Annotated in this window: 23 protein-coding genes; 19 read left to right on the top strand and 4 right to left on the bottom strand. The window is 48.6% G+C overall.

Going from position 1 to position 21,769, the window contains the following annotated elements; translation table 11 throughout:
- Positions 1-80: 80 nt before the first annotated feature.
- The 6 genes from K3G25_RS13965 (at position 81) to yunB (ending at position 5,887) form a co-directional block, all read left to right on the top strand.
- Entirely contained in the window at positions 81-1,445 is a 1,365-nt protein-coding gene (locus K3G25_RS13965; RefSeq protein WP_110124333.1) for an allantoinase, read from the top strand.
- A gap of 72 nt (positions 1,446-1,517) precedes the next feature.
- Positions 1,518-1,871, top strand: a complete 354-nt coding sequence (locus tag K3G25_RS13970; RefSeq protein ID WP_007408736.1) for a YunG family protein — start codon at positions 1,518-1,520, stop codon at positions 1,869-1,871.
- 26 nt (positions 1,872-1,897) lie between these two features.
- A complete protein-coding gene (locus K3G25_RS13975) occupies positions 1,898-2,749 on the top strand; it encodes a DUF72 domain-containing protein (RefSeq protein ID WP_014418802.1) in 852 nt (283 codons plus the stop codon).
- A 19-nt stretch (positions 2,750-2,768) separates the two neighbouring features.
- Positions 2,769-3,590: a sulfite exporter TauE/SafE family protein gene (locus K3G25_RS13980; RefSeq protein ID WP_007613562.1), complete on the top strand. Its 822-nt coding sequence runs from the start codon at positions 2,769-2,771 to the stop codon at positions 3,588-3,590.
- 17 nt (positions 3,591-3,607) lie between these two features.
- Positions 3,608-5,002, top strand: coding sequence for a bifunctional metallophosphatase/5'-nucleotidase (locus K3G25_RS13985; RefSeq protein WP_022553731.1), 1,395 nt, complete (start codon positions 3,608-3,610; stop codon positions 5,000-5,002).
- 126 nt (positions 5,003-5,128) lie between these two features.
- Positions 5,129-5,887 (top strand): sporulation protein YunB, encoded by a 759-nt coding sequence (yunB, locus tag K3G25_RS13990; protein WP_022553730.1) that lies wholly within the window; start codon positions 5,129-5,131, stop codon positions 5,885-5,887.
- A gap of 37 nt (positions 5,888-5,924) precedes the next feature.
- Here yunB and lytH read toward each other — a convergent pair whose 3' ends face one another.
- On the bottom strand, positions 5,925-6,902 hold the full coding sequence (gene lytH, locus K3G25_RS13995) for an L-Ala--D-Glu endopeptidase (RefSeq protein ID WP_032876720.1): 978 nt from the start codon (positions 6,900-6,902) through the stop codon (positions 5,925-5,927).
- 202 nt (positions 6,903-7,104) lie between these two features.
- On the opposite strand from lytH, the gene lipA reads away from it, so the two are divergent.
- The 4 genes from lipA (at position 7,105) to K3G25_RS14015 (ending at position 9,758) form a co-directional block, all read left to right on the top strand.
- Positions 7,105-8,001, top strand: coding sequence for a lipoyl synthase (gene lipA, locus K3G25_RS14000; RefSeq protein ID WP_003151923.1), 897 nt, complete (start codon positions 7,105-7,107; stop codon positions 7,999-8,001).
- A gap of 217 nt (positions 8,002-8,218) precedes the next feature.
- Entirely contained in the window at positions 8,219-8,494 is a 276-nt protein-coding gene (locus K3G25_RS14005) for a YutD family protein (RefSeq protein ID WP_003151928.1), read from the top strand.
- A gap of 25 nt (positions 8,495-8,519) precedes the next feature.
- Positions 8,520-8,954: a DUF86 domain-containing protein gene (locus tag K3G25_RS14010; RefSeq protein ID WP_017419457.1), complete on the top strand. Its 435-nt coding sequence runs from the start codon at positions 8,520-8,522 to the stop codon at positions 8,952-8,954.
- Between the two features lie 33 nt (positions 8,955-8,987).
- On the top strand, positions 8,988-9,758 hold the full coding sequence (locus K3G25_RS14015; protein ID WP_110124331.1) for a TIGR01457 family HAD-type hydrolase: 771 nt from the start codon (positions 8,988-8,990) through the stop codon (positions 9,756-9,758).
- Positions 9,759-9,785: 27 nt separating this feature from the next.
- Here K3G25_RS14015 and K3G25_RS14020 read toward each other — a convergent pair whose 3' ends face one another.
- On the bottom strand, positions 9,786-10,286 hold the full coding sequence (locus K3G25_RS14020; protein WP_003151934.1) for a phosphatidylglycerophosphatase A family protein: 501 nt from the start codon (positions 10,284-10,286) through the stop codon (positions 9,786-9,788).
- Between the two features lie 153 nt (positions 10,287-10,439).
- Between K3G25_RS14020 and yutH the strand changes: the two genes are divergently transcribed.
- The 5 genes from yutH to K3G25_RS14045 all read left to right on the top strand — a co-directional run bounded on the left by yutH (position 10,440) and on the right by K3G25_RS14045 (position 17,022).
- Complete coding sequence (gene yutH / locus K3G25_RS14025) at positions 10,440-11,456, top strand: spore coat-associated protein CotNH (protein WP_029973819.1); 1,017 nt, start codon at positions 10,440-10,442, stop codon at positions 11,454-11,456.
- Positions 11,457-11,657: 201 nt separating this feature from the next.
- Positions 11,658-12,959: a homoserine dehydrogenase gene (locus K3G25_RS14030; RefSeq protein ID WP_029973818.1), complete on the top strand. Its 1,302-nt coding sequence runs from the start codon at positions 11,658-11,660 to the stop codon at positions 12,957-12,959.
- Positions 12,959-14,017, top strand: a complete 1,059-nt coding sequence (thrC, locus tag K3G25_RS14035; RefSeq protein WP_014721762.1) for a threonine synthase — start codon at positions 12,959-12,961, stop codon at positions 14,015-14,017. Before K3G25_RS14030 ends, thrC begins: the two co-directional genes overlap by 1 nt.
- A complete protein-coding gene (thrB, locus tag K3G25_RS14040; RefSeq protein WP_014418794.1) occupies positions 14,014-14,943 on the top strand; it encodes a homoserine kinase in 930 nt (309 codons plus the stop codon). The genes thrC and thrB overlap by 4 nt, the downstream gene beginning before the upstream one ends.
- A 102-nt stretch (positions 14,944-15,045) precedes the next feature.
- Positions 15,046-17,022 carry a S9 family peptidase gene (locus K3G25_RS14045; protein ID WP_232489355.1) on the top strand — a complete coding sequence of 659 codons (1,977 nt, stop codon included), beginning with the start codon at positions 15,046-15,048 and terminating at the stop codon, positions 17,020-17,022.
- 40 nt (positions 17,023-17,062) lie between these two features.
- Here K3G25_RS14045 and K3G25_RS14050 read toward each other — a convergent pair whose 3' ends face one another.
- A complete protein-coding gene (locus tag K3G25_RS14050; protein WP_169510385.1) occupies positions 17,063-17,398 on the bottom strand; it encodes a NifU family protein in 336 nt (111 codons plus the stop codon).
- A gap of 79 nt (positions 17,399-17,477) precedes the next feature.
- On the opposite strand from K3G25_RS14050, the gene K3G25_RS14055 reads away from it, so the two are divergent.
- Positions 17,478-17,804 carry a YuzD family protein gene (locus K3G25_RS14055; protein ID WP_017419453.1) on the top strand — a complete coding sequence of 109 codons (327 nt, stop codon included), beginning with the start codon at positions 17,478-17,480 and terminating at the stop codon, positions 17,802-17,804.
- 37 nt (positions 17,805-17,841) lie between these two features.
- Here the strand turns inward: K3G25_RS14055 and K3G25_RS14060 are convergent, their stop codons facing one another.
- Positions 17,842-18,909, bottom strand: coding sequence for an NAD(P)/FAD-dependent oxidoreductase (locus tag K3G25_RS14060; protein ID WP_007613539.1), 1,068 nt, complete (start codon positions 18,907-18,909; stop codon positions 17,842-17,844).
- 266 nt (positions 18,910-19,175) lie between these two features.
- Here K3G25_RS14060 and K3G25_RS14065 point away from each other — a divergent pair, with 266 nt between their 5' ends.
- The 3 genes from K3G25_RS14065 (at position 19,176) to dapF (ending at position 21,742) form a co-directional block, all read left to right on the top strand.
- A complete protein-coding gene (locus K3G25_RS14065) occupies positions 19,176-19,412 on the top strand; it encodes a YuzB family protein (protein WP_007408721.1) in 237 nt (78 codons plus the stop codon).
- A gap of 134 nt (positions 19,413-19,546) precedes the next feature.
- The gene (locus K3G25_RS14070; RefSeq protein ID WP_053574118.1) at positions 19,547-20,764 is read left to right on the top strand and encodes a NupC/NupG family nucleoside CNT transporter; all 1,218 of its coding nucleotides are present in this window, start codon (positions 19,547-19,549) and stop codon (positions 20,762-20,764) included.
- A 123-nt stretch (positions 20,765-20,887) separates the two neighbouring features.
- Positions 20,888-21,742, top strand: a complete 855-nt coding sequence (dapF, locus tag K3G25_RS14075) for a diaminopimelate epimerase (RefSeq protein ID WP_014418790.1) — start codon at positions 20,888-20,890, stop codon at positions 21,740-21,742.
- The last annotated feature ends 27 nt before the right edge of the window (positions 21,743-21,769 follow it).

Here is a 21,769-nt window from a genome sequence, read left to right on the forward strand (position 1 = left end):
AGCAGTAAACTGGCAATCATAGACGCATGTTGGGATAAAAACTGACAGAAAATCGTCATCCTTACAGGGAGGAAGATAAAATGGCCTATGACGTAATTGTAAAGGGTGCGAAAGCTGTGCGAAAAGGCGGAACAGAGCGGGCTGATATCGCCGTCAAGGACGGAAAAATTGCCTTGATCGGGCCCGGCATTGACGAAAACGCGGAACAAGTGGTGCAGGCGGACGGCATGTATGTGTTTCCGGGAGCGGTCGATTGTCACGTGCATTTCAATGAACCCGGCCGCGAAGAATGGGAAGGCATTGAAACCGGCTCAAACATGCTGGCTGCCGGCGGCTGTACGTCTTATTTTGATATGCCGCTTAACTGCATCCCTTCGACGGTAACTGCTGAAAACCTGCTGGCAAAGGCGGAAATCGCCGAACGGAAGTCAGCGGTTGATTTTGCGCTTTGGGGCGGTTTGATGCCCGGATATACCGAACATATCCGGCCGATGGCAGAAGCGGGGGCAATCGGGTTTAAAGCGTTTCTGTCTAAATCGGGAACGGATGAATTTCAATCAGCCGATGAACGGACTCTTTTAAAGGGAATGAAGGAAATCGCGGCGTGCGGCAAGGTTTTGGCTCTGCACGCAGAAAGCGACGCCCTCACCCGATTCCTTGAAGCCGAGTACGCGCTCCAAGGGAAAATTGATGCCCGCGCTTACGCTTCCTCACGTCCGGAAGAGGCCGAATGCGAGGCTGTGCAGCGGGCGATTGAGTATGCAAGAGCGACGGGATGCGCGCTTCATTTTGTACATATCAGCACGAAACGGGCCGTGCTCTCCATTCAGCAGGCGAAAAAAGACGGATTGGATGTCACCGTTGAAACGTGTCCGCACTACTTATTATTCAGCTTTGAAGACTTCTTCAAAAAAGGGGCGGCTGCCAAATGCGCTCCGCCGCTCCGCTCAGAGGCTGATAAAGAGGAATTGATCGGGGTTTTGGCTGAGGGCCTGATTGATATGGTGTCTTCGGATCATTCTCCCTGTCATCCGTCTTTGAAACGCGAGGATAATATGTTCCTGTCGTGGGGCGGGATCAGCGGAGGCCAATTTACGCTTCTCGGCATGATTCAATTAGCGATCGATCATGGGATTCCGTTTGAACATGTGGCCCGATGGACGGCCGAAGCACCGGCCAAGCGCTTCGGTTTAACGAATAAAGGCCGGCTTGAAGAAGGATTTGACGCTGATTTTGCCATTGTCCGGCCGGAACCTTTTACCGTCACAAAAGAAACGATGTATTCCAAACATAAGCAAAGCCTGTATGAAGGCCGCACTTTTCCATACCGAATTGCTGCGACCTACAGCAAGGGGCGCTGTGTGTACCAGGATGGCGTGGGTAAGCAGAGCGGGGCTTTCGGAACATTCCTGAAGCCTTCTCAAATAAAAGAGCCGATTCTCTGATGAGAATCGGCTTTTTTTGTCGTTTGGAAAGCGGGTCTCGTGGTATCTTTTTATAAAAAGGAGTAAAACACATTGTATGATCAAATCTTGAACATATTAACGGCATCCTGGTCGCGCAAGACTAGTACAAAATGGACGGAAGATTGCCCGGCCAAAGGCCAGTGCGGCGTGACGGCTTTAGTCATCCAAGATGTTTACGGCGGTGACATTCTCAAAACAAAAACCGGCACAAGCTGGCATTTTTATAACCGAATAGACGGGGAGATATATGATTTCACGAGCGGTCAATTTTCAGAGCCGATCGTCTATCAGCACATTCTTTCTTCCAGAGATGAGGCATTTTCGGACACCAATGAACATCAATACCGGTTCCTGAAAAGTGCATTCAGAAAAAACATGGAAACGGAAAGAGAAAAACACCTGTGATAAACTAGAGTGAGAGGTGAAGGATTGTGATTTATATCGGACTGACGGGGTGGGGGGATCATGACAGCATCTATCCGCCTAAAACGGCGGGCCCGCAAAAACTGCAGGCGTATTCTTCCCATTTTCCCATCGTTGAGCTGGACGCGAGCTTTTACGCGATACAGCCCGCCCGCAATAATGAAAGATGGGTCAAAGAGACGCCGGAATCTTTTCAATTTGTCATTAAGGCATATCAAGGAATGACGGGCCATCAGCGCGGCGATATTCCCTTTGAATCGAAGGAAGAAATGTTTGAGGCGTTTAAGCTGTCATTATCGCCGTATATAGAGCATGGAAAGCTTGCCATGGTGCTGTTCCAATTCCCGCCGTGGTTTGACTGCAAGAAAGAAAACGTCGCATATTTAAGATGGTGCAGGCAGCAGATGGGCGATATTCCGTGCGCGCTTGAATTCCGCAACCGGTCTTGGTTTTCCCCGCCATTTTACGAGCAGACGCTTTCCTTTATGAAGGAGGAAGGCTGGATTCACAGCATATGTGACGAGCCGCAAATCGGCGAGGGCAGCATTCCGACCGTCCTGAAAGCAACGGATGAAGAAAAAACGCTTGTCCGTTTTCACGGACGGAACAAGCAGGGCTGGATCAAACCAGACGGCGGACAAAACTGGCGTGAGGTCAGATATTTATACCGCTATAACAAACAGGAGCTCAAAGATTGGAAAAACAATCTTCAGGAGCTGAAAAAACAGTCGCGCAATCTGTATGTGCTATTCAACAATAACTCAGGCGGAGACGCCGCCGATAACGGGCTTGAGATGCTTGAAATGTTAGATATCTCATATACCGGGCTTGCTCCGAAGCAGCTCGACCTATTCAGCTAGAAAAGAGGTTTCAAGACACATGTCTTATCTTATTTTGATCATATTAGGATTTATCGCGGGAACGGTCGGCAGCCTGATCGGGCTTGGGGGAGGAATTATCATCGTGCCGGCGATGCTCTATTTAAGCACGATGACTCCGTTTTTTCATGACGTAACACCGCAGACTGCCATCGGCACGTCCCTTTTGGTGATTATTTTTACGGGCCTGTCATCAACTCTGGCCTATATGAAATATAAAACCGTTGACTACAAAAGCGGACTGATCTTTTTTATCGGTTCCGGCCCGGGAAGCATCATCGGCGCGTATTTGTCTAAACTTTTTAATGCGCATACGTTTTCCGTCTGGTTCGGACTTTTTATGATTTTGATTTCCATTACATTAATGCTGAAGGCGAAAGCAAAACCGGTCAATAAAGCGCATAAAGGCATGATCCGGACATATGAGGATGAATCAGGTGAGCTTTATACATATTCGTACCGTATTTTCACCGGTATCGTGATTGCCTTTTTCGTCGGTTTATTGGGCGGTCTTTTCGGCATTGGCGGCGGCTCTCTTATGGTTCCGGCCATGATGCTGTTATTTTTGTTCCCGCCGAAAGTGGCTGTGGCGACGTCAATGCTCATTATTTTCTTATCCTCCGTGACGGGTTCCGTGTCACATATCGCAGAGGGCCATGTCAATTGGCTGTATGCGCTGTGCCTCGTTCCGGGCGCGTGGTTCGGCGGCAAAATGGGCGCGTGGGTCAATAAGCGGGTGCAGACGAAAACGATCGTGCTTTTCATGCGGGTCGTCTTGATTTTGATCGGCTGTGAATTGATTTATCAAGGGATATTCAGCTAAAAGGTAGGAGAGATGGTATGTTAGAGAAGCTCCGTTTATATCATACGAATGATTTGCACAGCCATTTCGAAAATTGGCCGAAAATCGTACATTATATTGAGCAGAAGAGAAATGAACATGAAAAAGACGGGGAGGAAACACTCGTATTCGACATCGGCGATCATATGGACCGATTCCAAATGATAACGGAAGCGACCTTCGGCAAAGCGAATGTCGACTTGTTAAATCGGCTTGAGATTGATGCGGCTGCCGTCGGGAATAATGAAGGAATTACGCTGCCTCACGATGAGCTGGCGGATTTATATACCCATGCCGCGTTTCCGGTCATTGTGTCCAACCTGTTTGACGCGGACGGACAGCGGCCGGAATGGGCCGAGCCCTACGTGATCAAAACGCTGAAAAACGGGATGACCGCCGGCATACTGGGCGTCACGGTGCCGTATTATCCCGTCTATCAAAAACTAGGCTGGACGGTGACGGATGCGGAAAAAAGCATTCAAGAATCACTTGACGATATCAAGGGCAAAGCGGATATCATCATTCTGCTTTCTCATTTAGGCTTGATCGATGACCGGGCCGCAGCGGAAAAATTTCCCGACATCGATGTCATTCTTGAATCACATACGCACCACCTTCTTGAGGACGGACAGGACATAAACGGTGTATTGCTTGCATGTGCGGAGAAATACGGGAACTATGTCGGCTGTGTCGAGCTGACGATAGAAAGTGAATCACGAACCATTGTCAGCAAACAGGCATCTGTACAGAAAATGGCTGATTGGCACGGGGAATCTGAAGATACGGCGGCTTTTCTGAAAGAGAAAGAACGGGAAGCGGAAAACCTGCTCTCCGAACAAGTCGCCAACCTGAATGAAGAAGCCGGCGTGAAGTGGTTTGAGGAATCGCCGCTCCCGCTTCTATTAGCCGAAGCGCTGAAAAGCTGGTGCGGCTGTGAAGTCAGCATGGTGAATTCAGGCGTCATTTTGGGGCCTTTACAGAAGGGGCCTGTCACAAAGCTTGACCTGCACCGCATCTGCCCTCATCCGATCAATCCGGTGGCCGTTCGTCTTTCAGGCAGGGAACTCCAGGAAACAATCAGCCAGGCCGCCTCGGAACAAATGGAGCAGTTGCGGATAAAAGGTCTCGGCTTCCGCGGGGAAGTGATGGGCAGGATGGTATATGCCGGAGCGGAGGCAGAGGCCGGCATTCTTGAAGACGGTGTGACGCATCTCCTCAATGTGAAAGTGAACGGAGAAGAGATTGATCCGGAGCGGATATACTCGGTTGCCGTTCTCGACATGTTTACACTCGGAAAGCTGTTCCCTTACATCCGCGATTCAAAAGAAAAACAATACTTTATGCCGGAGTTTTTAAGGGATCTGCTCGCCTGGAAGCTCGCGCGGCAAGCGTAATGTCAGATATCCGCCCGCCGTTCCATTTCACCCGAATGAAGGTAAGCGGGACTTTTTAAGAGTAAAAATAAAATACTATGTCCCCTCTTACAAGCATACATTGTGATATGTAAGGGGGGATTTTTCTTGCCTAGATACCGGAGCGCTCTTCGCAAGAGAGGGCCTTTGCCTTTTCGATATGTGCTTCTTCTGTCGTTTGCTTTTTTTATCATATCGACGGTCATCAGCCTTTGGATGATCAACTCCTCAATCAAACCGGTGCTGATGAACATAGGAGAAATGGAAACCAAACGGGTGGCGACAGAGGTCATTACGGAATCCATTGAAGAATACATGTCTCACAGCGACAATGTGAAAGATATGGTCGATATGAAAACGGATGAAAACGGAAAAGTCACAACGATGGATTTTAATACACAAATGGTCAACAGCATGAAGGCGAAAGTGACAAAGCAGCTTCAGGCTCATCTGAAGGAAGCGGAGTCGAACAATAAGCAGCATGAAACGGAAAAAGACGCGAAAACGGCCGATGAAATTATGATTAGCATCCCTTTAGGGCAGGTCACGGGAAACAGCATTCTCGGAAATCTCGGACCGAAAATCCCCGTGCGTTTTAACCTGATCGGCGATGCGTTAACTGATGTGAAAACAAAAATAAAGCCGTACGGCATTAACAATGCCCTGATCGATATCAGCATCTTTGTGGAAATAAAAGTGAAGGTCATTATTCCGTTTGCCAGTAAGACATCAGTCGTCACAAATAATATTCCGGTCTCCATTAAAGCGATTCAAGGAGAGGTGCCGCAGTTTTATAACGGAAGCGGCGGGTCAGGTGTGACGCCTTCCATCCAGCTGCCGAATGAAAAACAGAAGAAAGATAAATAAAAACACACAGCCGCAATCTTTCCTGGCGGCTGTGTGTTTACTTTTTCCTGCGGATTTCTTTTCGTTCCCATGCCCTTAAATGAGGATACGGGTCAAAAGACCATTCCGATCTGCCGTTATCTTTATACATCCCGTAGTGAAGATGCGGCGGAAATTTTCCCGCGGTGCCCGGCGGTCCGTATCCGGAACTGCCGACAGAGCCGATCACCTCTCCGGGTTTGACGATCTGGCCTTTATGCACACCTTTTGCAAAGCCGTTCAGGTGAGCGAAGTAGTGATACGTGTTATTGATATCCCTGATGCCGATTCTCCAGCCGCCGAAACGGTTCCAGCCCTTCATTTCAACAATACCGTAGCAGGTCGATCTGACGGGGAGCCCGTAATGAGCGAACAGATCCGTTCCTTCGTGAATCCGGCGCCCGCCGAAACCCCGTGCGGCGCCCCATGTGCTGCGGTAGCTGTAATCCGTCTTCACGGGAAGCGGAAAAGCGTGCTCTCCGAGATCAAGGCGGCCGAACGTTTTAAACAGTGTCATGAATTCGGTGATAATGCCGACCGTCTGATCACGGCGGTAATAATTCCAGAGGCCGATGCGGATATGGTCAAGATCCGTTCCGAATCCCGCTAAATACTGAGCAAATGTATAAAGGATATCCTCATCATTGCTTACCTCGGCTTTTCCGTCGCCGTCGCCGTCCAGACCGATCCCGTCAAATACTTTAATGCTGAGGGGCGCATCGTCCTTAGGATTTGGATTTTCAGGGCCGCTCCACAAATGATCCGGAATATAAATGCTGATGATTCCCGCTTTTTCCGGCAGATCCTTTCGGTTCGAGCGGACATTTTCTTCATATTGGTCAACCGCCGCAAGCACATACCAAGGAATTTGCGTGACTGCTTCGGCTTTGCGGTACAACTGCATCCGTTCGCCGTAAACAGGAGCCGATTGTTCTTTCCCGCTTGCAGCCGGACAGAAAACTGATAAAAGGAGAAGAGCAGATAACAGAACTTTCACAACATGATCTCCTTTCAGGATTGAATACAAATAGTTTGCGGCAACAATCCGAGAAAATGTAAGTAATTCTCTTCCCTTGTCGAGAAATTTTTCCTATGTTAAAGTGACTATTGAATAGAAATCCGCAAGTTTTATATCCATCGTGAAATAGAAATTTTTCGCACACGAACATGAATAAAGGGATAATGGAGATGATGGGGAAATGGCAAAGAAAGACGAGCATCTGAGAAAGCCGGAATGGCTCAAAATAAAGCTGAACACGAATGAAAACTATACGGGTCTGAAAAAATTAATGCGTGAAAATAATCTGCATACCGTATGTGAAGAAGCAAAATGCCCGAACATCCATGAATGCTGGGCTGTCAGACGTACGGCGACGTTCATGATTCTCGGTTCCGTCTGTACGAGAGCATGCCGCTTCTGCGCTGTAAAAACGGGTCTGCCGACTGAGCTGGATCTGCAGGAACCGGAACGCGTAGCTGATTCCGTCGCGCTGATGAATTTAAAACACGCCGTCATCACGGCCGTAGCGCGTGATGATCAGAAAGACGGCGGAGCAGGCGTCTTTGCGGAAACGGTCCGGGCGATCCGCAGAAAAAGCCCGTTCACGACAATTGAAGTGCTGCCATCCGATATGGGCGGAAATTACGACAACCTGAAAACATTAATGGATACCCGTCCTGATATTCTGAACCACAACATTGAAACCGTCCGCCGCCTGACACCGAGAGTCCGGGCCCGCGCAACATATGACCGTTCTTTGGAATTCTTGCGCCGTGCGAAAGAAATGCAGCCTGACATCCCGACGAAATCAAGCATTATGATCGGTCTCGGCGAAACGAAGGAAGAAATTATTGAAGTGATGGACGACCTGCTTGCGAACAATGTCGACATCATGGCGATCGGCCAATACCTGCAGCCGTCGAAAAAACATTTAAAAGTCCAAAAATATTATCATCCCGACGAATTTGCCGAACTGAAAGAAATCGCGATGCAAAAAGGCTTCAGCCACTGTGAAGCAGGCCCGCTTGTCCGTTCTTCCTACCATGCGGATGAACAAGTGAACGAAGCGTCTAAAAAACGCCAGGCCCAAGCATAAGATAAGCCGAAAAAACCCAAAACGCCGCAGGTTTTGGGTTTTTTGTGATGGAGCTTTTTGTGCAGGGAAAAAGTCATTCTTGAATAAGGATCGTCTGAACCGCTACACTGGATATAAAGAGGAAAAATTCTCCGTCCGTCCGAACCGTCTCATTTTGCAATTGATGGACAGAAGTCAATGAATTATGATAGTAAAGAGTGATAAAAGAGGTGAAGACATGATTCTTATTCAAAATGCCGAGTTTGAACTCGTACACGATTTTAAAAACGGCTTTAATGAAGAAGCGTTCAAAGCCCGCTATTCGGACATATTAAATAAATATGATTACATTGTGGGAGACTGGGGATACAGTCAGCTGCGGCTCAAAGGCTTCTTTGATGACCAGAATCAAAAAGCAACCTTTGAAACGAAAATCAGCACATTGGACGAATACATTTACGAATACTGCAATTTCGGCTGCGCGTATTTTGTTTTAAAACGAATCAGAAAATAATTGATGCAGAAGGGGATGCTGTCACGTGTATTTTGTTGACAGAAATAATATCGAACAAACACTCCGTTTTTTTGAGACCCAGCTGGCGCTGTTTGACAGCACGCCTGCATGGCAGAGCGAAATCGAAAAAAGGGCGCTTGAGCGGATCAGCCATCTTATGATCGAATGCATTCTCGATGTCGGAAATGATATGATTGACGGCTTTATCATGCGCGATCCGGGGAGTTATGACGACATCATGGATATTCTGACGGATGAAAAGGTGGTAGCTGAGGATGAAGGAAATAAGCTGAAGCAACTGATCTCTTCCAGAAAGCAGCTTGTCCAGGAATATCAGCACGCCGACCATCAGGAGCTGTTAACGCTGATCACGTCAAACAGGGACGTGCTGAAAGCCTTTCCGGCCCGTGTAAGAACCTATCTGGAAACAGAATTAGGGCCTGTTTCCGCATTTAAATAACAACGAGTGAGAAAATCCACAGGAGTGTTGAGTATGAAGGATTATAAAGGGTATTTGATAGATTTGGACGGCACAATGTACAACGGGACGGAAAAAATCGAAGAAGCGTGTGAATTCGTGAGAACGCTTAAAGCGCGCGGCATTCCGTATTTATTCGTGACGAACAATTCTTCCCGGACGCCGAAGCAGGTGGCGGACAAGCTGATGAGCTTTGACATTCCGGCATCTGAAGAGCAGGTCTTCACGACGAGCATGGCGACTGCGCAGCATATCGCCCAGCAGAAAAAAGACGCGTCGGTGTATGTGATCGGCGAAGAAGGCATCCGTCAGGCCATTGAAGAAAACGGGCTGAGCTTAGGAGAAGAAAACGCGGACTTTGTCGTTGTGGGAATCGACCGCGGCATTACATATGAAAAGTTGGCAACGGGATGCCTTGCGATCAGAAACGGCGCCCGGTTCATTTCAACAAACGGCGACGTCGCCATTCCGACTGAAAGAGGGCTTTTACCAGGGAACGGTTCGCTCACATCCGTTTTGACGGTGTCAACGGGCGTTGAGCCTGTCTTTATCGGCAAGCCTGAATCCATTATTATGGAACAGGCGATGCGTGTGCTCGGAACGGATATTTCCGAAACACTCATGGTCGGCGATAACTATGCCACGGATATTATGGCCGGCATCAATGCGGGCATGGATACGCTGCTGGTTCATACCGGAGTGACAAAGCGTGAGCATATGGAAGATTACGACCAGAAGCCGACATATGCGATTGACTCTTTAACCGAATGGATTGAACATCTATAAAAAAAGGGACGGCCATGACGGCCGTCCTTATTCTGTATTTCTGGCGCTGTGAGCAAGCCGGCTTGAAGCCGCTGCTGCGATTGCGCCGACGATATCATCAAGAAACGTATGGCATTCGCCCGTAGATTTATCATTTAACCGCCCGAGAATGCCGGGTTTTTCTTTGTCAATGTAGCCGTAATTCGTAAAGCCGATTGAGCCGTATATATTCACGATAGAGAAGGCGAGCACCTCGTCAACCCCATACAGGCTTTCATCAATCGCCAGAATGGTCTGAAGCGGTTCAGACAGCTTTTTTTGTTCGGCGAGCACATCTAATTCTATTCCCGTTAAAATGGCGTTTTGCACCTCGCGTTTTGCGATGACACGGTCCACATTGAGCCTGCATACCTCCATCGTCAAATCAGGATGATATTTTTTTTGAAGGAAATACACCAGCTCGGCAATATCGTCCGTCTCAACCCCCCGTTCTTTTAAACGCGCCCTGGCGACAGCTTCCACCTGATTCAGTTGTTCCTTTTCTGACATTTGCTTCACCCAATCTTTTTTTACTAGTTTATACAACACTCTTCCGATGTGTACGATGTTTCTCCACTTATTCAAAGGATTACAATATGTATTCATAATTCCGCCGGCGTATGACTACGATGTGAATAGCTCTAATTTTTCAGGCAGGTGATTATGATGAAAAGCATCATTAAAGAAAAATACGGCATCCACGTCAGACAGCTCTCCGTTTATCAGAAATACCAATGCTTCCAGACGCCAAATTCCTTCTTTCTTATTATTCCCGTCTCCGGGTTTTCGCAATCAGAGCTGACGGAGCTTTACTACATGAGTCAGTATTTACAAGAACAAAGTGACCCATACGTTTCAGTGTTTATCTTTACGAAGGAAGGAGAACTGACCTTTGAGGACGAAGGCAAAACGTATGCGCTCTTAAAAGCGCCGATTCCCGTCTCAAACCGGTCGTTTTCTGTCGGAGGGGAGCTTGCCGAATTTCACAGAAAAGGGCGGGGTTTTCCGTACGAAGTGAAAGAAGCGGGCAGGATCGGCCAATGGAAGGACTTATGGGGAAAACGGGTGGATCAGCTGGAATCATTCTGGATGCAGAAAATTCATATGTCTCCGCTTGAACCGTTCGAAAAGAAAATGATCGAAGCATTTCCTTATTATTCAGGTTTAGCGGAAAACGCCATTCAATATTTAGTGGATACGGAGTTGGATGACAATCCCGGCGCAGAAGACTCGGGGACAATCTGCCATCAGCGGATGGAACGGGATACCTGGTCGGAGGAATCATTGATCCGCATTCCGGGCGATTGGGTATTCGACCATGCCGCCCGTGATATTGCGGAATATATGCGCAGCACATATTTGTATCATCGTGACGACCTGCTCAAAGATGGGTTTTTGTTTCTGCAGGAATATGAGCAAGTTACGCCGTTATCCTCCTTTTCCAAGCGCCTGTTTTACAGCCGCCTGCTGTTTCCGCTCCATTTCTTCGAGACGGTGGAGAGCTATTACATTTCTCATGATTCTGAAAAACAGTTTTACGAAGAGCAGCTTGACTACATTCTTGCCGACTGCACCCGCTATGAACAGTTTTTACAGACATGTCACGACATGATGAATGTCAGGTCGGCGCAGGTTTTTGTCCCGCCTGTGGCGTGGCTCGGAAAAGGAATCAGTTCGTAAGAAAATATGACGTAAAAATATTTAGAAAATAGGGAATCTTGTCATATCAATGTGTTAAGCGTTTTCATAGCCGAAGAAACAATATTCAGCCGCTTGTCAAAACAAATGCGGGCTTATATAATATTTGTAACTTAAATGTCTGTGAAGGGTTAACAATTGTCCTTTTCTAGTGGACAAAAGGAAGAAAGGTGGAGTTTCTCTTTGGAAGCGATTCGTATTGGACTGTTAGGACTGGGAACCGTGGGAAGCGGTGTCGTCAAAATTATACAAGATCATCAGGATAAGCTTATGCACCAGGTCGGCTGTCCGGTGACGATCAAAAAAGTGCTAGTTAAAGATATTGATAAAAAACGAGACGCAGACCTGCCGAAGGATGTGCTGACGACAGAAGTCTATGATGTAATCGATGACCCTGAGGTCGACGTGATTATTGAAGTCATCGGCGGTGTCGAACAGACGAAGCAATATCTTCTTGATGCCTTGAAAGCGAAAAAACATGTTGTGACCGCAAATAAAGATCTGATCGCCGTATATGGCTCAGAGCTTTTAGCCGCCGCAAAGGAAAATGGCTGTGACTTGTATTATGAAGCGAGTGTCGCCGGCGGAATCCCGATTTTACGCACGCTCGAAGAAGGCCTTTCCTCTGACCGGATCACAAAAATGATGGGAATCGTCAACGGAACGACGAACTTCATCTTAACGAAAATGATTAAAGAAAAAAGCCCGTATGAGGAAGTGCTGAAAGAAGCGCAGGATCTCGGATTCGCGGAAGCTGACCCGACCGCCGATGTAGAAGGACTCGATGCCGCGCGCAAGATGGCGATTTTAGCCCGTCTCGGCTTCTCTATGAACGTCGATCTGGACGATGTCAAAGTAAAAGGAATTTCCCGGATTACGGATGAAGACATCAGCTTCAGCAAACGGCTCGGCTATACGATGAAGCTGATCGGCATCGCCCAGCGTGATGACAATAAAATCGAAGTCAGCGTTCAGCCGACACTGCTTCCGGATCATCATCCGCTCTCTGCGGTGCATAACGAGTTCAATGCCGTTTACGTGTACGGAGAAGCCGTCGGCGAAACGATGTTTTACGGCCCCGGAGCCGGAAGCATGCCGACTGCGACATCGGTCGTTTCCGATCTGGTCGCGGTCATGAAAAACATGCGTCTCGGCGTAAACGGAAACAGCTTTGTCGCTCCGCAGTATGAAAGAAATATGAAGCAGCCGTCTGATATCTATGCCCAGCAGTTTTTAAGAATTCACGTCAAAGACCAGGTCGGCTCTTTTTCAAAAATCACATCGGCCTTCTCAGAGCGCGGCGTCAGCTTTGAAAAAATTCTGCAGCTGCCGATCAAAGGCCATGACGACCTCGCGGAAATCGTCATCGTCACGCATCATACATCGGAAGAAGATTTCAGTGACATTCTGCAAAACTTAAATGACCTCGAAGTCGTACAAGAAGTAAAAAGCACATATCGCGTAGAAGGGAACGGTTGGAGCTAATGTGGAAAGGACTCATCCATCAATATAAAGAATTTCTGCCGGTGACGGATCGGACGCCGGCCCTGACACTGCATGAAGGCAACACGCCGCTGATTCACCTGCCGAAGCTTTCTGAAAAGCTCGGAATTGAACTGCATGTGAAAACAGAGGGCGTTAATCCGACGGGGTCCTTTAAAGACCGCGGCATGGTCATGGCGGTCGCCAAAGCGAAAGAAGAAGGCAATGATACCATCATGTGCGCCTCTACAGGCAACACATCCGCGGCGGCTGCGGCATACGCGGCGAGAGCAGGTATGAAATGCATCGTCATCATCCCGGACGGAAAAATCGCCTTCGGAAAACTTGCGCAGGCCGTCATGTACGGTGCGGAAATCATTGCGATTGACGGAAACTTTGACGACGCGCTGGCCATCGTCCGGTCAATTTGCGAAAAATCACCGATTGCATTAGTGAATTCAGTAAACCCTTACCGGATTGAAGGGCAAAAAACAGCGGCCTTTGAAGTATGCGAACAGCTCGGCGGAGCGCCGGACATTCTGGCGATCCCGGTAGGAAACGCCGGGAATATCACGGCCTACTGGAAAGGGTTCAAAGAATACCATGAGAAAAACGGCACCGGACTTCCGAAGATGCGCGGTTTTGAGGCGGAAGGTTCTGCGGCTATCGTCCGCGGCGAAGTCATTAAAAATCCAGAGACCGTTGCGACGGCAATCCGAATCGGGAATCCTGCCAGCTGGGACAAAGCGGTGCTCGCTGCGGAAGAATCAGCCGGAAAAATTGATGAAGTCACAGATGAAGAAATTCTTCACGCTTATCAGCTGATTGCCCGTGAAGAAGGCGTGTTTGCCGAACCGGGCTCCTGTGCATCCATCGCCGGCGTTCTGAAACAGGTGAAATCCGGTGAAATTCCAAAAGGCAGCAAGGTTGTCGCAGTTTTGACCGGAAACGGCCTGAAAGATCCGAACACGGCTGTGGACGTTTCTGACATAAAACCGATTACGCTGCCGACAGATGAGGACAGTATTCTGGAATACTTAAATGGAGCGGCGCGTGTATGAATGAGGCGGAGATGCTGTTTTCCATTACGGTTCCGGGAAGCACCGCCAACTTAGGGCCTGGGTTTGATTCCGTCGGGATGGCGCTCAGCAGATATTTGAAGCTTTCGGTTTTCCGAAACGATGAATGGCAGTTCTCGGCGGAAACTGAAACTGTCGCGGGCATCCCTCAAGGAACGGACAACCTCATCTACCAAGTCGCCAAACGGACGGCTGACCGCTATCAGAAAGAGCTGCCGCCCGCCCATGTCAAAGTGTGGAGTGACATCCCCCTTGCGCGGGGTCTCGGAAGCAGCGCGGCCGCTATCGTCGCCGCCATTGAGCTTGCGGATGAGTTATGCGGCCTGCAGCTGTCGGAAAGTGACAAGCTGCACTTAGCCAGTCTTGAAGAGGGGCACCCTGATAATGCCGCTGCTTCCCTTGCAGGAGGGCTTGTGATCGGCCTTCACGAAGAAGATGAAACACATATCGTGCGTGTTGCCGAAGCGGATATCGACGTTGTGGCAGTGATTCCGTTTTACGAAGTTCTGACCAGGGACGCAAGAGACGTGCTCCCGAAAGAGCTGCCGTACCGGCACGCCGTTAAAGCAAGCGCCGTCAGCAACCTTCTCGTTGCTGCGATCATGTCAAATGACTGGGCGCTCGCCGGGAAAATGATGAGAAAAGACATGCTCCATCAGCCGTACCGCGCCATGCTTGTTCCTGAGCTTTCAAAGGTGGAACATGCGGCCGAAATGAAAGGCGCTTACGGAACGGCGCTGAGCGGAGCGGGACCGACGATTCTTGTTCTGATTGAAAAAGGAAAGGGAGAAGAGCTGAGAAAACAGCTTTCTGAGCATTTCCCGCACTGTGAGATTGCGGCGCTTACCGTCCCGTCAGAAGGAAGCGTAATTGAACGGAATCCTTTAGAGCAGGTGAAAAGTGTATAATGATAAAAAAGCGTTCTTCCCATCAGAGAAGGACGCTTTCTTTTTCTGGAGAAGGATTTTTATTTAGGGAAGCGAAATAAAAAAGAAAAGGAGGAGATACGATTGAAAAAACTCATAACCGAGGAGGACATTGCGTCACTCGTATCCGTGACAGACCCGCAATATGCCCCTGACGGCAGAAGAGCCGCTTACGTCCGGACAACAGTCAATCATAAGCGTGATTCCTATTCCTCAGCCATTATGGTATATGACACAGAATCAGGCATCTCAAACCCGTGGACTTTCGGGGACAATAGAAATACAAGTCCGCGGTGGTCGCCTGACGGACGGCGCCTCGCCTTTGTTTCTGACAGGGAGAACGGCATCCCTCAGCTGTACATCATCGACGCTGCCGGCGGAGAGGCGGAACAGGCGGCCGATATTCCTTGGGGCGTATCAGATCCGATATGGGCGCCCGACGGCAGATCCGTTCTTGTGTCCGTCAGTCTGACATCAGCGGAGCGCGCCGATGAGAAAGAAAAAAAGAAGCATGACGAGTATGAGCCGGTTGACATTCAGTCATTAACATATAAACGTGACGGGAAAGGCCTGCTGAACGGAAGCTGGGCCCAGCTTGTGCTGATTCATCTTGAAACGGGGGAGATTCAGCAGCTGACGGATCATGAAGCGGATCATTATGACGCGGCCTTTTCACCGGATGGCAGGCAGCTTGCGTTTACCGCCAATTTATGCGAGCCGGGTGACGCCGGAAAGCCGAGCGATGTCTATCTGATGAATCTGGCGGATGGAAGCCTGAAGCAGATTACGCCGCACCGCGGTTCTTTCGGTTCCTGCGTGTTTTCACCGGACGGTTCTTATATCGCGATGCTGGGCCATGAAAATGAATTTCGCAATGCGACTTTAGAAAAAGCGTGGCTGTACGACGTGAAAACTGAGCGGCTCACCTGCCTGACCGACATGCTGGATGTTCATTTGAGCGATGCGCTGATTGCGGATTCAATCATAGGAGGAGTGACGCCCCGGCCGGTATGGACAAACGACGGGCAGGGATTTTACGTTCTCGGGAGCGAGCAGGGAAGCACCGGTATTTATTATATCTCGATTGACGGCCTCGTATATCCGATCCGATTAGAAGAAGAGTATGTGAACGGTTTTGCTTTTCATCCTGATCAGAAAAGCTGTATCGCTGTCATTGCCAAACCCGCACAGCCTTCCGAGCTTTACAGCATTTCGCTCGAAGATGGGGAAGAGAAGCAATTGACATTCAACAATGATCGGTTTATTGAGGAGCGCATCATATCCGTGCCGGAAAAGCTGCAATATGAAACAAAGGACGGGCTGACGGTAAACGGCTGGTTTTTAAAGCCCGCCGTTTTTGAAGAGGATCAAACTTATCCGCTCATTCTATACATACACGGCGGGCCTCACATGATGTACGGCCATACGTATTTTCACGAATTCCAAGTGCTGGCCGCACAAGGATATGCTGTCGTGTATGTCAACCCGAGAGGAAGCCACGGCTACGGGCAGGATTTTGTCAATCGTGTCAGGGGTGATTACGGAGGCGGAGATTACCGTGATGTCATGCAGGCGGTGGATGAAGCCGTTCAGGCGTATCCGTTTATTGACAGCGGCCGTCTCGGTGTGACGGGCGGAAGCTACGGAGGGTTTATGACGAATTGGATTGTCGGGCAGACAGACCGTTTTAAAGCAGCCGTCACGCAGCGCTCCATTTCAAATTGGTTCAGCTTCCACGGTGTCAGCGATATCGGTTTCTTTTTTACCGACTGGCAGCTCGGACATGATTTGTTTGAGGAAGCGGATAAGCTTTGGGATCGTTCTCCTGTAAAATATGCGTCCCGCGTTTCGTCGCCGCTTTTGATTCTGCACGGTGAGCGAGATGACCGCTGTCCGATAGAGCAGGCCGAGCAGCTCTTTACCGCGTTGAAGAAACTGAACAAAACGACGTCGTTCATCCGATTTCCGAAAGCCACGCATGAGCTGTCGAGAAGCGGCCATCCGGAACAGCGGATGAAACGCATCCGTTATATTTGTTCATGGTTTGATGACTATTTGTAAAAAATAAAAAACCAGGCTGTCATGCAGCCTGGTTTTATGATTAAAATACTTGTTCTACTTCAACGACACCCGGTACTTCTTCAAGAAGGGCGCGTTCGATTCCGGCTTTCAGCGTAATCGTTGAACTTGGGCAGCTGCCGCATGCGCCAAGGAGGCGAAGCTTTACAATGCCTTCGTCTACATCAACAAGCTCACAGTCACCGCCGTCACGAAGCAGAAACGGACGTAATTTATCCAATACTTCCTGTACTTGCTCTTTCATTTCAACCTCAGTCATGAGATTCGCTCCTTTCATATACATAAAACCATTATATTCACAGTAACGGTAAAAATCTAATGTTTGGTTTGCAAAGCTGCTTTCCCCATTATAGCATATTTAAACTTGAACATAAAAACCGTTTTTTATACAAAAGCTGTCCCGTCCTTTGTATACTGGTGTAAAGGGGATGATATACATGACAAAGCCGGTTACGCTCAGTGTTTACGGCGCTGAAACGCTTTGCGCAAGCTGCGTGAATATGCCGAGCGCCAAAGATACGTTTGAGTGGCTGGAGGCGGCGCTGAAACGGAAATACCCGGAGCAGCCTTTTAACATGCGGTATATTGATATTGACGCACCGCCTCAGCAAAAGGAGACAGAAGAGCTTGCGGAGCGCATCAGAAACGATGAATTTTTCTATCCGCTCGTGCTGGTGGAGGATGTCATTGTGGGGGAAGGGAATCCGCATTTAAAAGATATATATGAAGAAATGGAAAAGCGCGGCTATGTGGCGGGCTCTTAAAAATGGCCGCTGATCGCAATCAGCGGCTTTTTTCTTATCAGCCGTTATGATGCTTGTACATCCATAAAAGGCCTGATTTTAATAAACGGGGCACACGCCCAATGAGCGGACGGTCGTTGACAAGACCGAAGCCCGCTTTTTTTCCGAGTGAACCGAGAACGCCTTTCAGCTTAAATTGCGGCATTGTTTCCGGCAGCTCTTCATTGTTCCAGCGTTTCAGGAGGATCTGCACAATTTGTTCCGCTTGTGCTTCAGCCAGCTGGGCGCTCGGCGCATGCGGCAGGCTCGCGCAATCACCGACGACGTAAACATGCTCATCGCCCGGAAGGTTGTGATGCGGTGTTAAAACGATGCGGCCTTGCGGGTCTTTTTCAGCGTCCAGTTCTCTGACGGCTTTATTCGGCTGAATTCCCGCCGTCCACACGATGGCATCGGCCGGTATTCCTTCATCATGATTATAAACGATGCCGTCTTCCACTTTTGTAATATTCGCATTATTGATAATGGTGACGCCGTGTTCTTCAAACCATTTCTGAACGTACTTGCTGAGTCTTTTCGGAAAGCTTGATAAAATCAGGTCGCCCCGGTCAAATAACATAATCTTCAGATCGTCACGGCTCTCTCTTAATTCACTGGCAAGCTCCACGCCGCTTAATCCCGCTCCGACGATAGCGACAGATGCATTGGCGCCGAGGTTGTTCAGCTTTTGATAGGCTTCGCGTGACTGATCAATGGTCTGAATGCTGTAAGTATGTTCCGGCGCGCCGGGCACGTTATGATACTTATCCTCGCAGCCCAGTCCGATCACCGCGTCATCGTAAGAAATCGGTTCGCGGTCATGAAACAGAACCTGTTTGTTTTTCGTGTCGACGGAAGCCACCTCACCGTATTGAACATCCAGATTCGGATGCTCAGGAAAAGACACCCTGATATGATGATCAGAAATCGTGCCGGCGGCGAGCGCATAATATTCTGTTTTTAAGCAGTGATACGGGTTTCTGTCAATCAGCGTGATGGATATATCTGACGGAAGCTGGTTCGGCAGTAAGCGGTGCAGCACCCGCATGTTTCCGTAACCCCCGCCGATCAAGACCAATTTTTTCATAATGATTCCCCTTTTGCCCGAAAAATATGGTAGTCAATGTTGTTACAAAATAACGAACTATGTAAAATAACATCTAGAATTATATCGAATTTGATCTAAAACCACAATAATAGTTTTAAAATAACCTACAAATTGACCAGAAAACACGTAATAGTAAAACCTTTAACCTGAATTAATATGTTACGATAACATTGAGCGTGAAACCGGATCTTTGACGAATAGAGGAAATTCCGTTAGGATAAGGTACATATGTGAGGTGAAACCGCATGAATCCGATGATTGAATTCTGTGTCAGCAATTTAGCGCGCGGTTCCCAGGAAGCACTTGAGATCTTAGAGAAGGATCCGAACTTGGACGTGCTTGAATATGGCTGTTTAAGCTATTGCGGGAAATGCATGGAGTCCCTGTTCGCCCTGGTTAACGGCGAAGTGGTCACGGGGGGCACGCCTGCTGAATTGGTTGACAACATATATACATTCATAGAAGAAAATCCGATGTTTTAATCAGAGGCTCCGAACGGGGTCTCTTTTTTATTGCGCCCCGGGTTTTGGCAAAATAAAAAATTTGTAGACAGCAAAAATAAATATTGTTATCTTAATAAAGACTTTTTTTAAATAAAATTTTAGAGGTGGATTCATTGAATATCGTTTGGGGGCTGCTCGGGGCAGTTGCTATATTAGCCATTGCTTTTTTGTTATCAGAGAAGAAAAGCAAAATTAACCTGCGAACCGTTATTGTCGGTTTATGTTTACAAATGGCCTTCGGATTCATCGTATTAAAGTGGGACGCCGGCCGGGCCGTATTTTTATGGTTCTCAAGCCGTGTGCAGCTTCTCATTGATTATGCGAACGAAGGCATCAGCTTTATTTTTGGCCCGCTGTTAAAAGTGGGCAGCAGCCCGGCTTTTGCGCTGAGCGTTCTGCCGGTCATTATCTTTTTCTCAGCGCTGATTGCCGTTTTGTATCACTTGAAAATCATGCAGCTCATCTTTCGCGTCATCGGAGGCGGACTGTCAAAACTTCTTGGGACAAGCAGAACGGAATCGCTTGCGGCGGCTGCGAATATTTTTGTCGGACAGTCTGAATCACCGCTTGCCATTAAACCGCTGATTGCGGGATTGACCCGTTCCGAGCTGTTTACGATTATGACGAGCGGCCTTTCGGCTGTAGCGGGTTCGACGCTTTTCGGTTACGCCCTGTTAGGCATTCCGATTGAATACCTGCTGGCGGCCAGCTTTATGGCGGCTCCCGCCGGTCTCGTGTTCGGAAAAATTTTAATACCTGAAACGGAAAAAACGCAGACGATAAAAGGCGATTTTAATATGGACGAAGAAGGCGAAGGCGCCGCTAATGTGATTGATGCAGCGGCAAAAGGCGCGTCAACGGGCCTTCAGATTGCTCTAAATGTCGGCGCCATGCTGCTTGCGTTTGTCGCGCTCATCGCCGTAGTGAACGGAATTCTCGGCGGAATCGGCGGCTGGTTCGGTTTCAAACATATTACATTAGAATCCATTCTCGGTTACGTGTTTTCACCGATCGCATTTGTAATCGGCGTTCCTTGGCATGAAGCGCTCGGAGCGGGAAGCTATATCGGACAGAAACTTGTGCTGAATGAGTTTGTCGCTTATTCAAACTTCGGTCCGCATATTGCGGACTTTTCTAAAAAAACGTCTACGATTATCAGCTTTGCGCTGTGCGGATTTGCCAATTTCTCTTCGATTGCGATTATGCTCGGCACACTGGGCGGATTGGCCCCAAGCCGCCGTTCGGACATTGCGCGCCTCGGATTAAGAGCGGTTATTGCGGGAACACTCGCAAACCTTCTCAGCGCGGCGATTGCCGGCATGTTTATGTAGTAAACGATAAAAGCTCCCTGCATATGCAGGGAGCTTTTATGTATGAAAAACGGGGGATATTTGTATTGTGTCCGAGCAGAAGAGCTTTTATACTAAGTAAAAGAAAAAAAGTTGGAGGCCGATATGAATTCATTCCGTTTTACCAAGATGCACGGTCTTGGAAACAGTTATATATATGTAAATCAATTTGAAGAACAGCTGCCGGAAGAACGGCTGGCTGAGATTGCCGTTAAAGTGTCCAGCATTCACACGGGCATCGGCTCTGACGGAATGATCCTCATCTGTCCATCAGAAAAAGCGCCCGTCAAAATGCGGATTTTTAATAATGACGGCTCAGAAGGGAAAAATTGCGGCAACGGCCTTCGCTGTGTGGCAAAGTACGCATACGAACATAAGCTGACAGAAGAAACGTCCTTTTTCATTGAGACGCTTTCAGGTCTTGTGAAAGCAGACATTACAGAGGACAACGGGATTGTGCGTGAAGTCGCCGTCGATATGGGCGAACCGCGCCTCACCAAAAAAGAGCTGCCGATGCTCGGCAATGAAGATGAACGGACGATCGATGAAACCTTTGTTTTTGGAGAAACGGAGCTTTCCGGAACAGCCGTATCAATGGGAAACCCCCATATTGTTTTTCCGGTTGCGGATATCAATCAAGCGCCTCTTACAACGCTCGGTCCCGTCATTGAAAAAGACCCGAGATTTCCGGAAGGCGTCAATGTCGAATTTGTGGAAACCGTCAGCGCCGATGAACTTCATTTCCGCGTATGGGAACGCGGCTCCGGCATTACACAGGCTTGCGGAACAGGCGCCTGTGCGGCGGCTGTCGCATCCGTATTGAACGGTGTTTCCGAACGAAACCGGGATATCACCGTTCATTTAGCGGGAGGCGACCTTGTGATTAATTGGCAGGACAACGGGCACGTGCTGATGACGGGACCCGCCGAAACCGTATGCAGCGGCGTCTTTTATTTGTAAACAGCTCGTTTGAGAAATACTCTCCTC

The organism is Bacillus sp. FCW2 (genome assembly GCF_021228595.1).
GTDB lineage: Bacteria > Bacillota > Bacilli > Bacillales > Bacillaceae > Bacillus > Bacillus velezensis.

What these genes read in the sequence shown, in the direction of transcription:
- K3G25_RS13965 (WP_110124333.1), top strand. Translation starts at nt 81, where the DNA reads ATGGCCTATGACGTAATTGTAAAGGGTGCGAAAGCTGTGCGAAAAGGC.
- K3G25_RS13980 (WP_007613562.1), top strand. Translation starts at nt 2,769, where the DNA reads ATGTCTTATCTTATTTTGATCATATTAGGATTTATCGCGGGAACGGTC.
- K3G25_RS13985 (WP_022553731.1), top strand. Translation starts at nt 3,608, where the DNA reads ATGTTAGAGAAGCTCCGTTTATATCATACGAATGATTTGCACAGCCAT.
- lipA (WP_003151923.1), top strand. Translation starts at nt 7,105, where the DNA reads ATGGCAAAGAAAGACGAGCATCTGAGAAAGCCGGAATGGCTCAAAATA.
- K3G25_RS14005 (WP_003151928.1), top strand. Translation starts at nt 8,219, where the DNA reads ATGATTCTTATTCAAAATGCCGAGTTTGAACTCGTACACGATTTTAAA.
- K3G25_RS14015 (WP_110124331.1), top strand. Translation starts at nt 8,988, where the DNA reads ATGAAGGATTATAAAGGGTATTTGATAGATTTGGACGGCACAATGTAC.
- K3G25_RS14020 (WP_003151934.1), bottom strand. Translation starts at nt 10,286, where the DNA reads ATGTCAGAAAAGGAACAACTGAATCAGGTGGAAGCTGTCGCCAGGGCG.
- yutH (WP_029973819.1), top strand. Translation starts at nt 10,440, where the DNA reads ATGATGAAAAGCATCATTAAAGAAAAATACGGCATCCACGTCAGACAG.
- thrC (WP_014721762.1), top strand. Translation starts at nt 12,959, where the DNA reads ATGTGGAAAGGACTCATCCATCAATATAAAGAATTTCTGCCGGTGACG.
- thrB (WP_014418794.1), top strand. Translation starts at nt 14,014, where the DNA reads ATGAATGAGGCGGAGATGCTGTTTTCCATTACGGTTCCGGGAAGCACC.
- K3G25_RS14055 (WP_017419453.1), top strand. Translation starts at nt 17,478, where the DNA reads ATGACAAAGCCGGTTACGCTCAGTGTTTACGGCGCTGAAACGCTTTGC.
- K3G25_RS14060 (WP_007613539.1), bottom strand. Translation starts at nt 18,909, where the DNA reads ATGAAAAAATTGGTCTTGATCGGCGGGGGTTACGGAAACATGCGGGTG.
- K3G25_RS14065 (WP_007408721.1), top strand. Translation starts at nt 19,176, where the DNA reads ATGAATCCGATGATTGAATTCTGTGTCAGCAATTTAGCGCGCGGTTCC.
- dapF (WP_014418790.1), top strand. Translation starts at nt 20,888, where the DNA reads ATGAATTCATTCCGTTTTACCAAGATGCACGGTCTTGGAAACAGTTAT.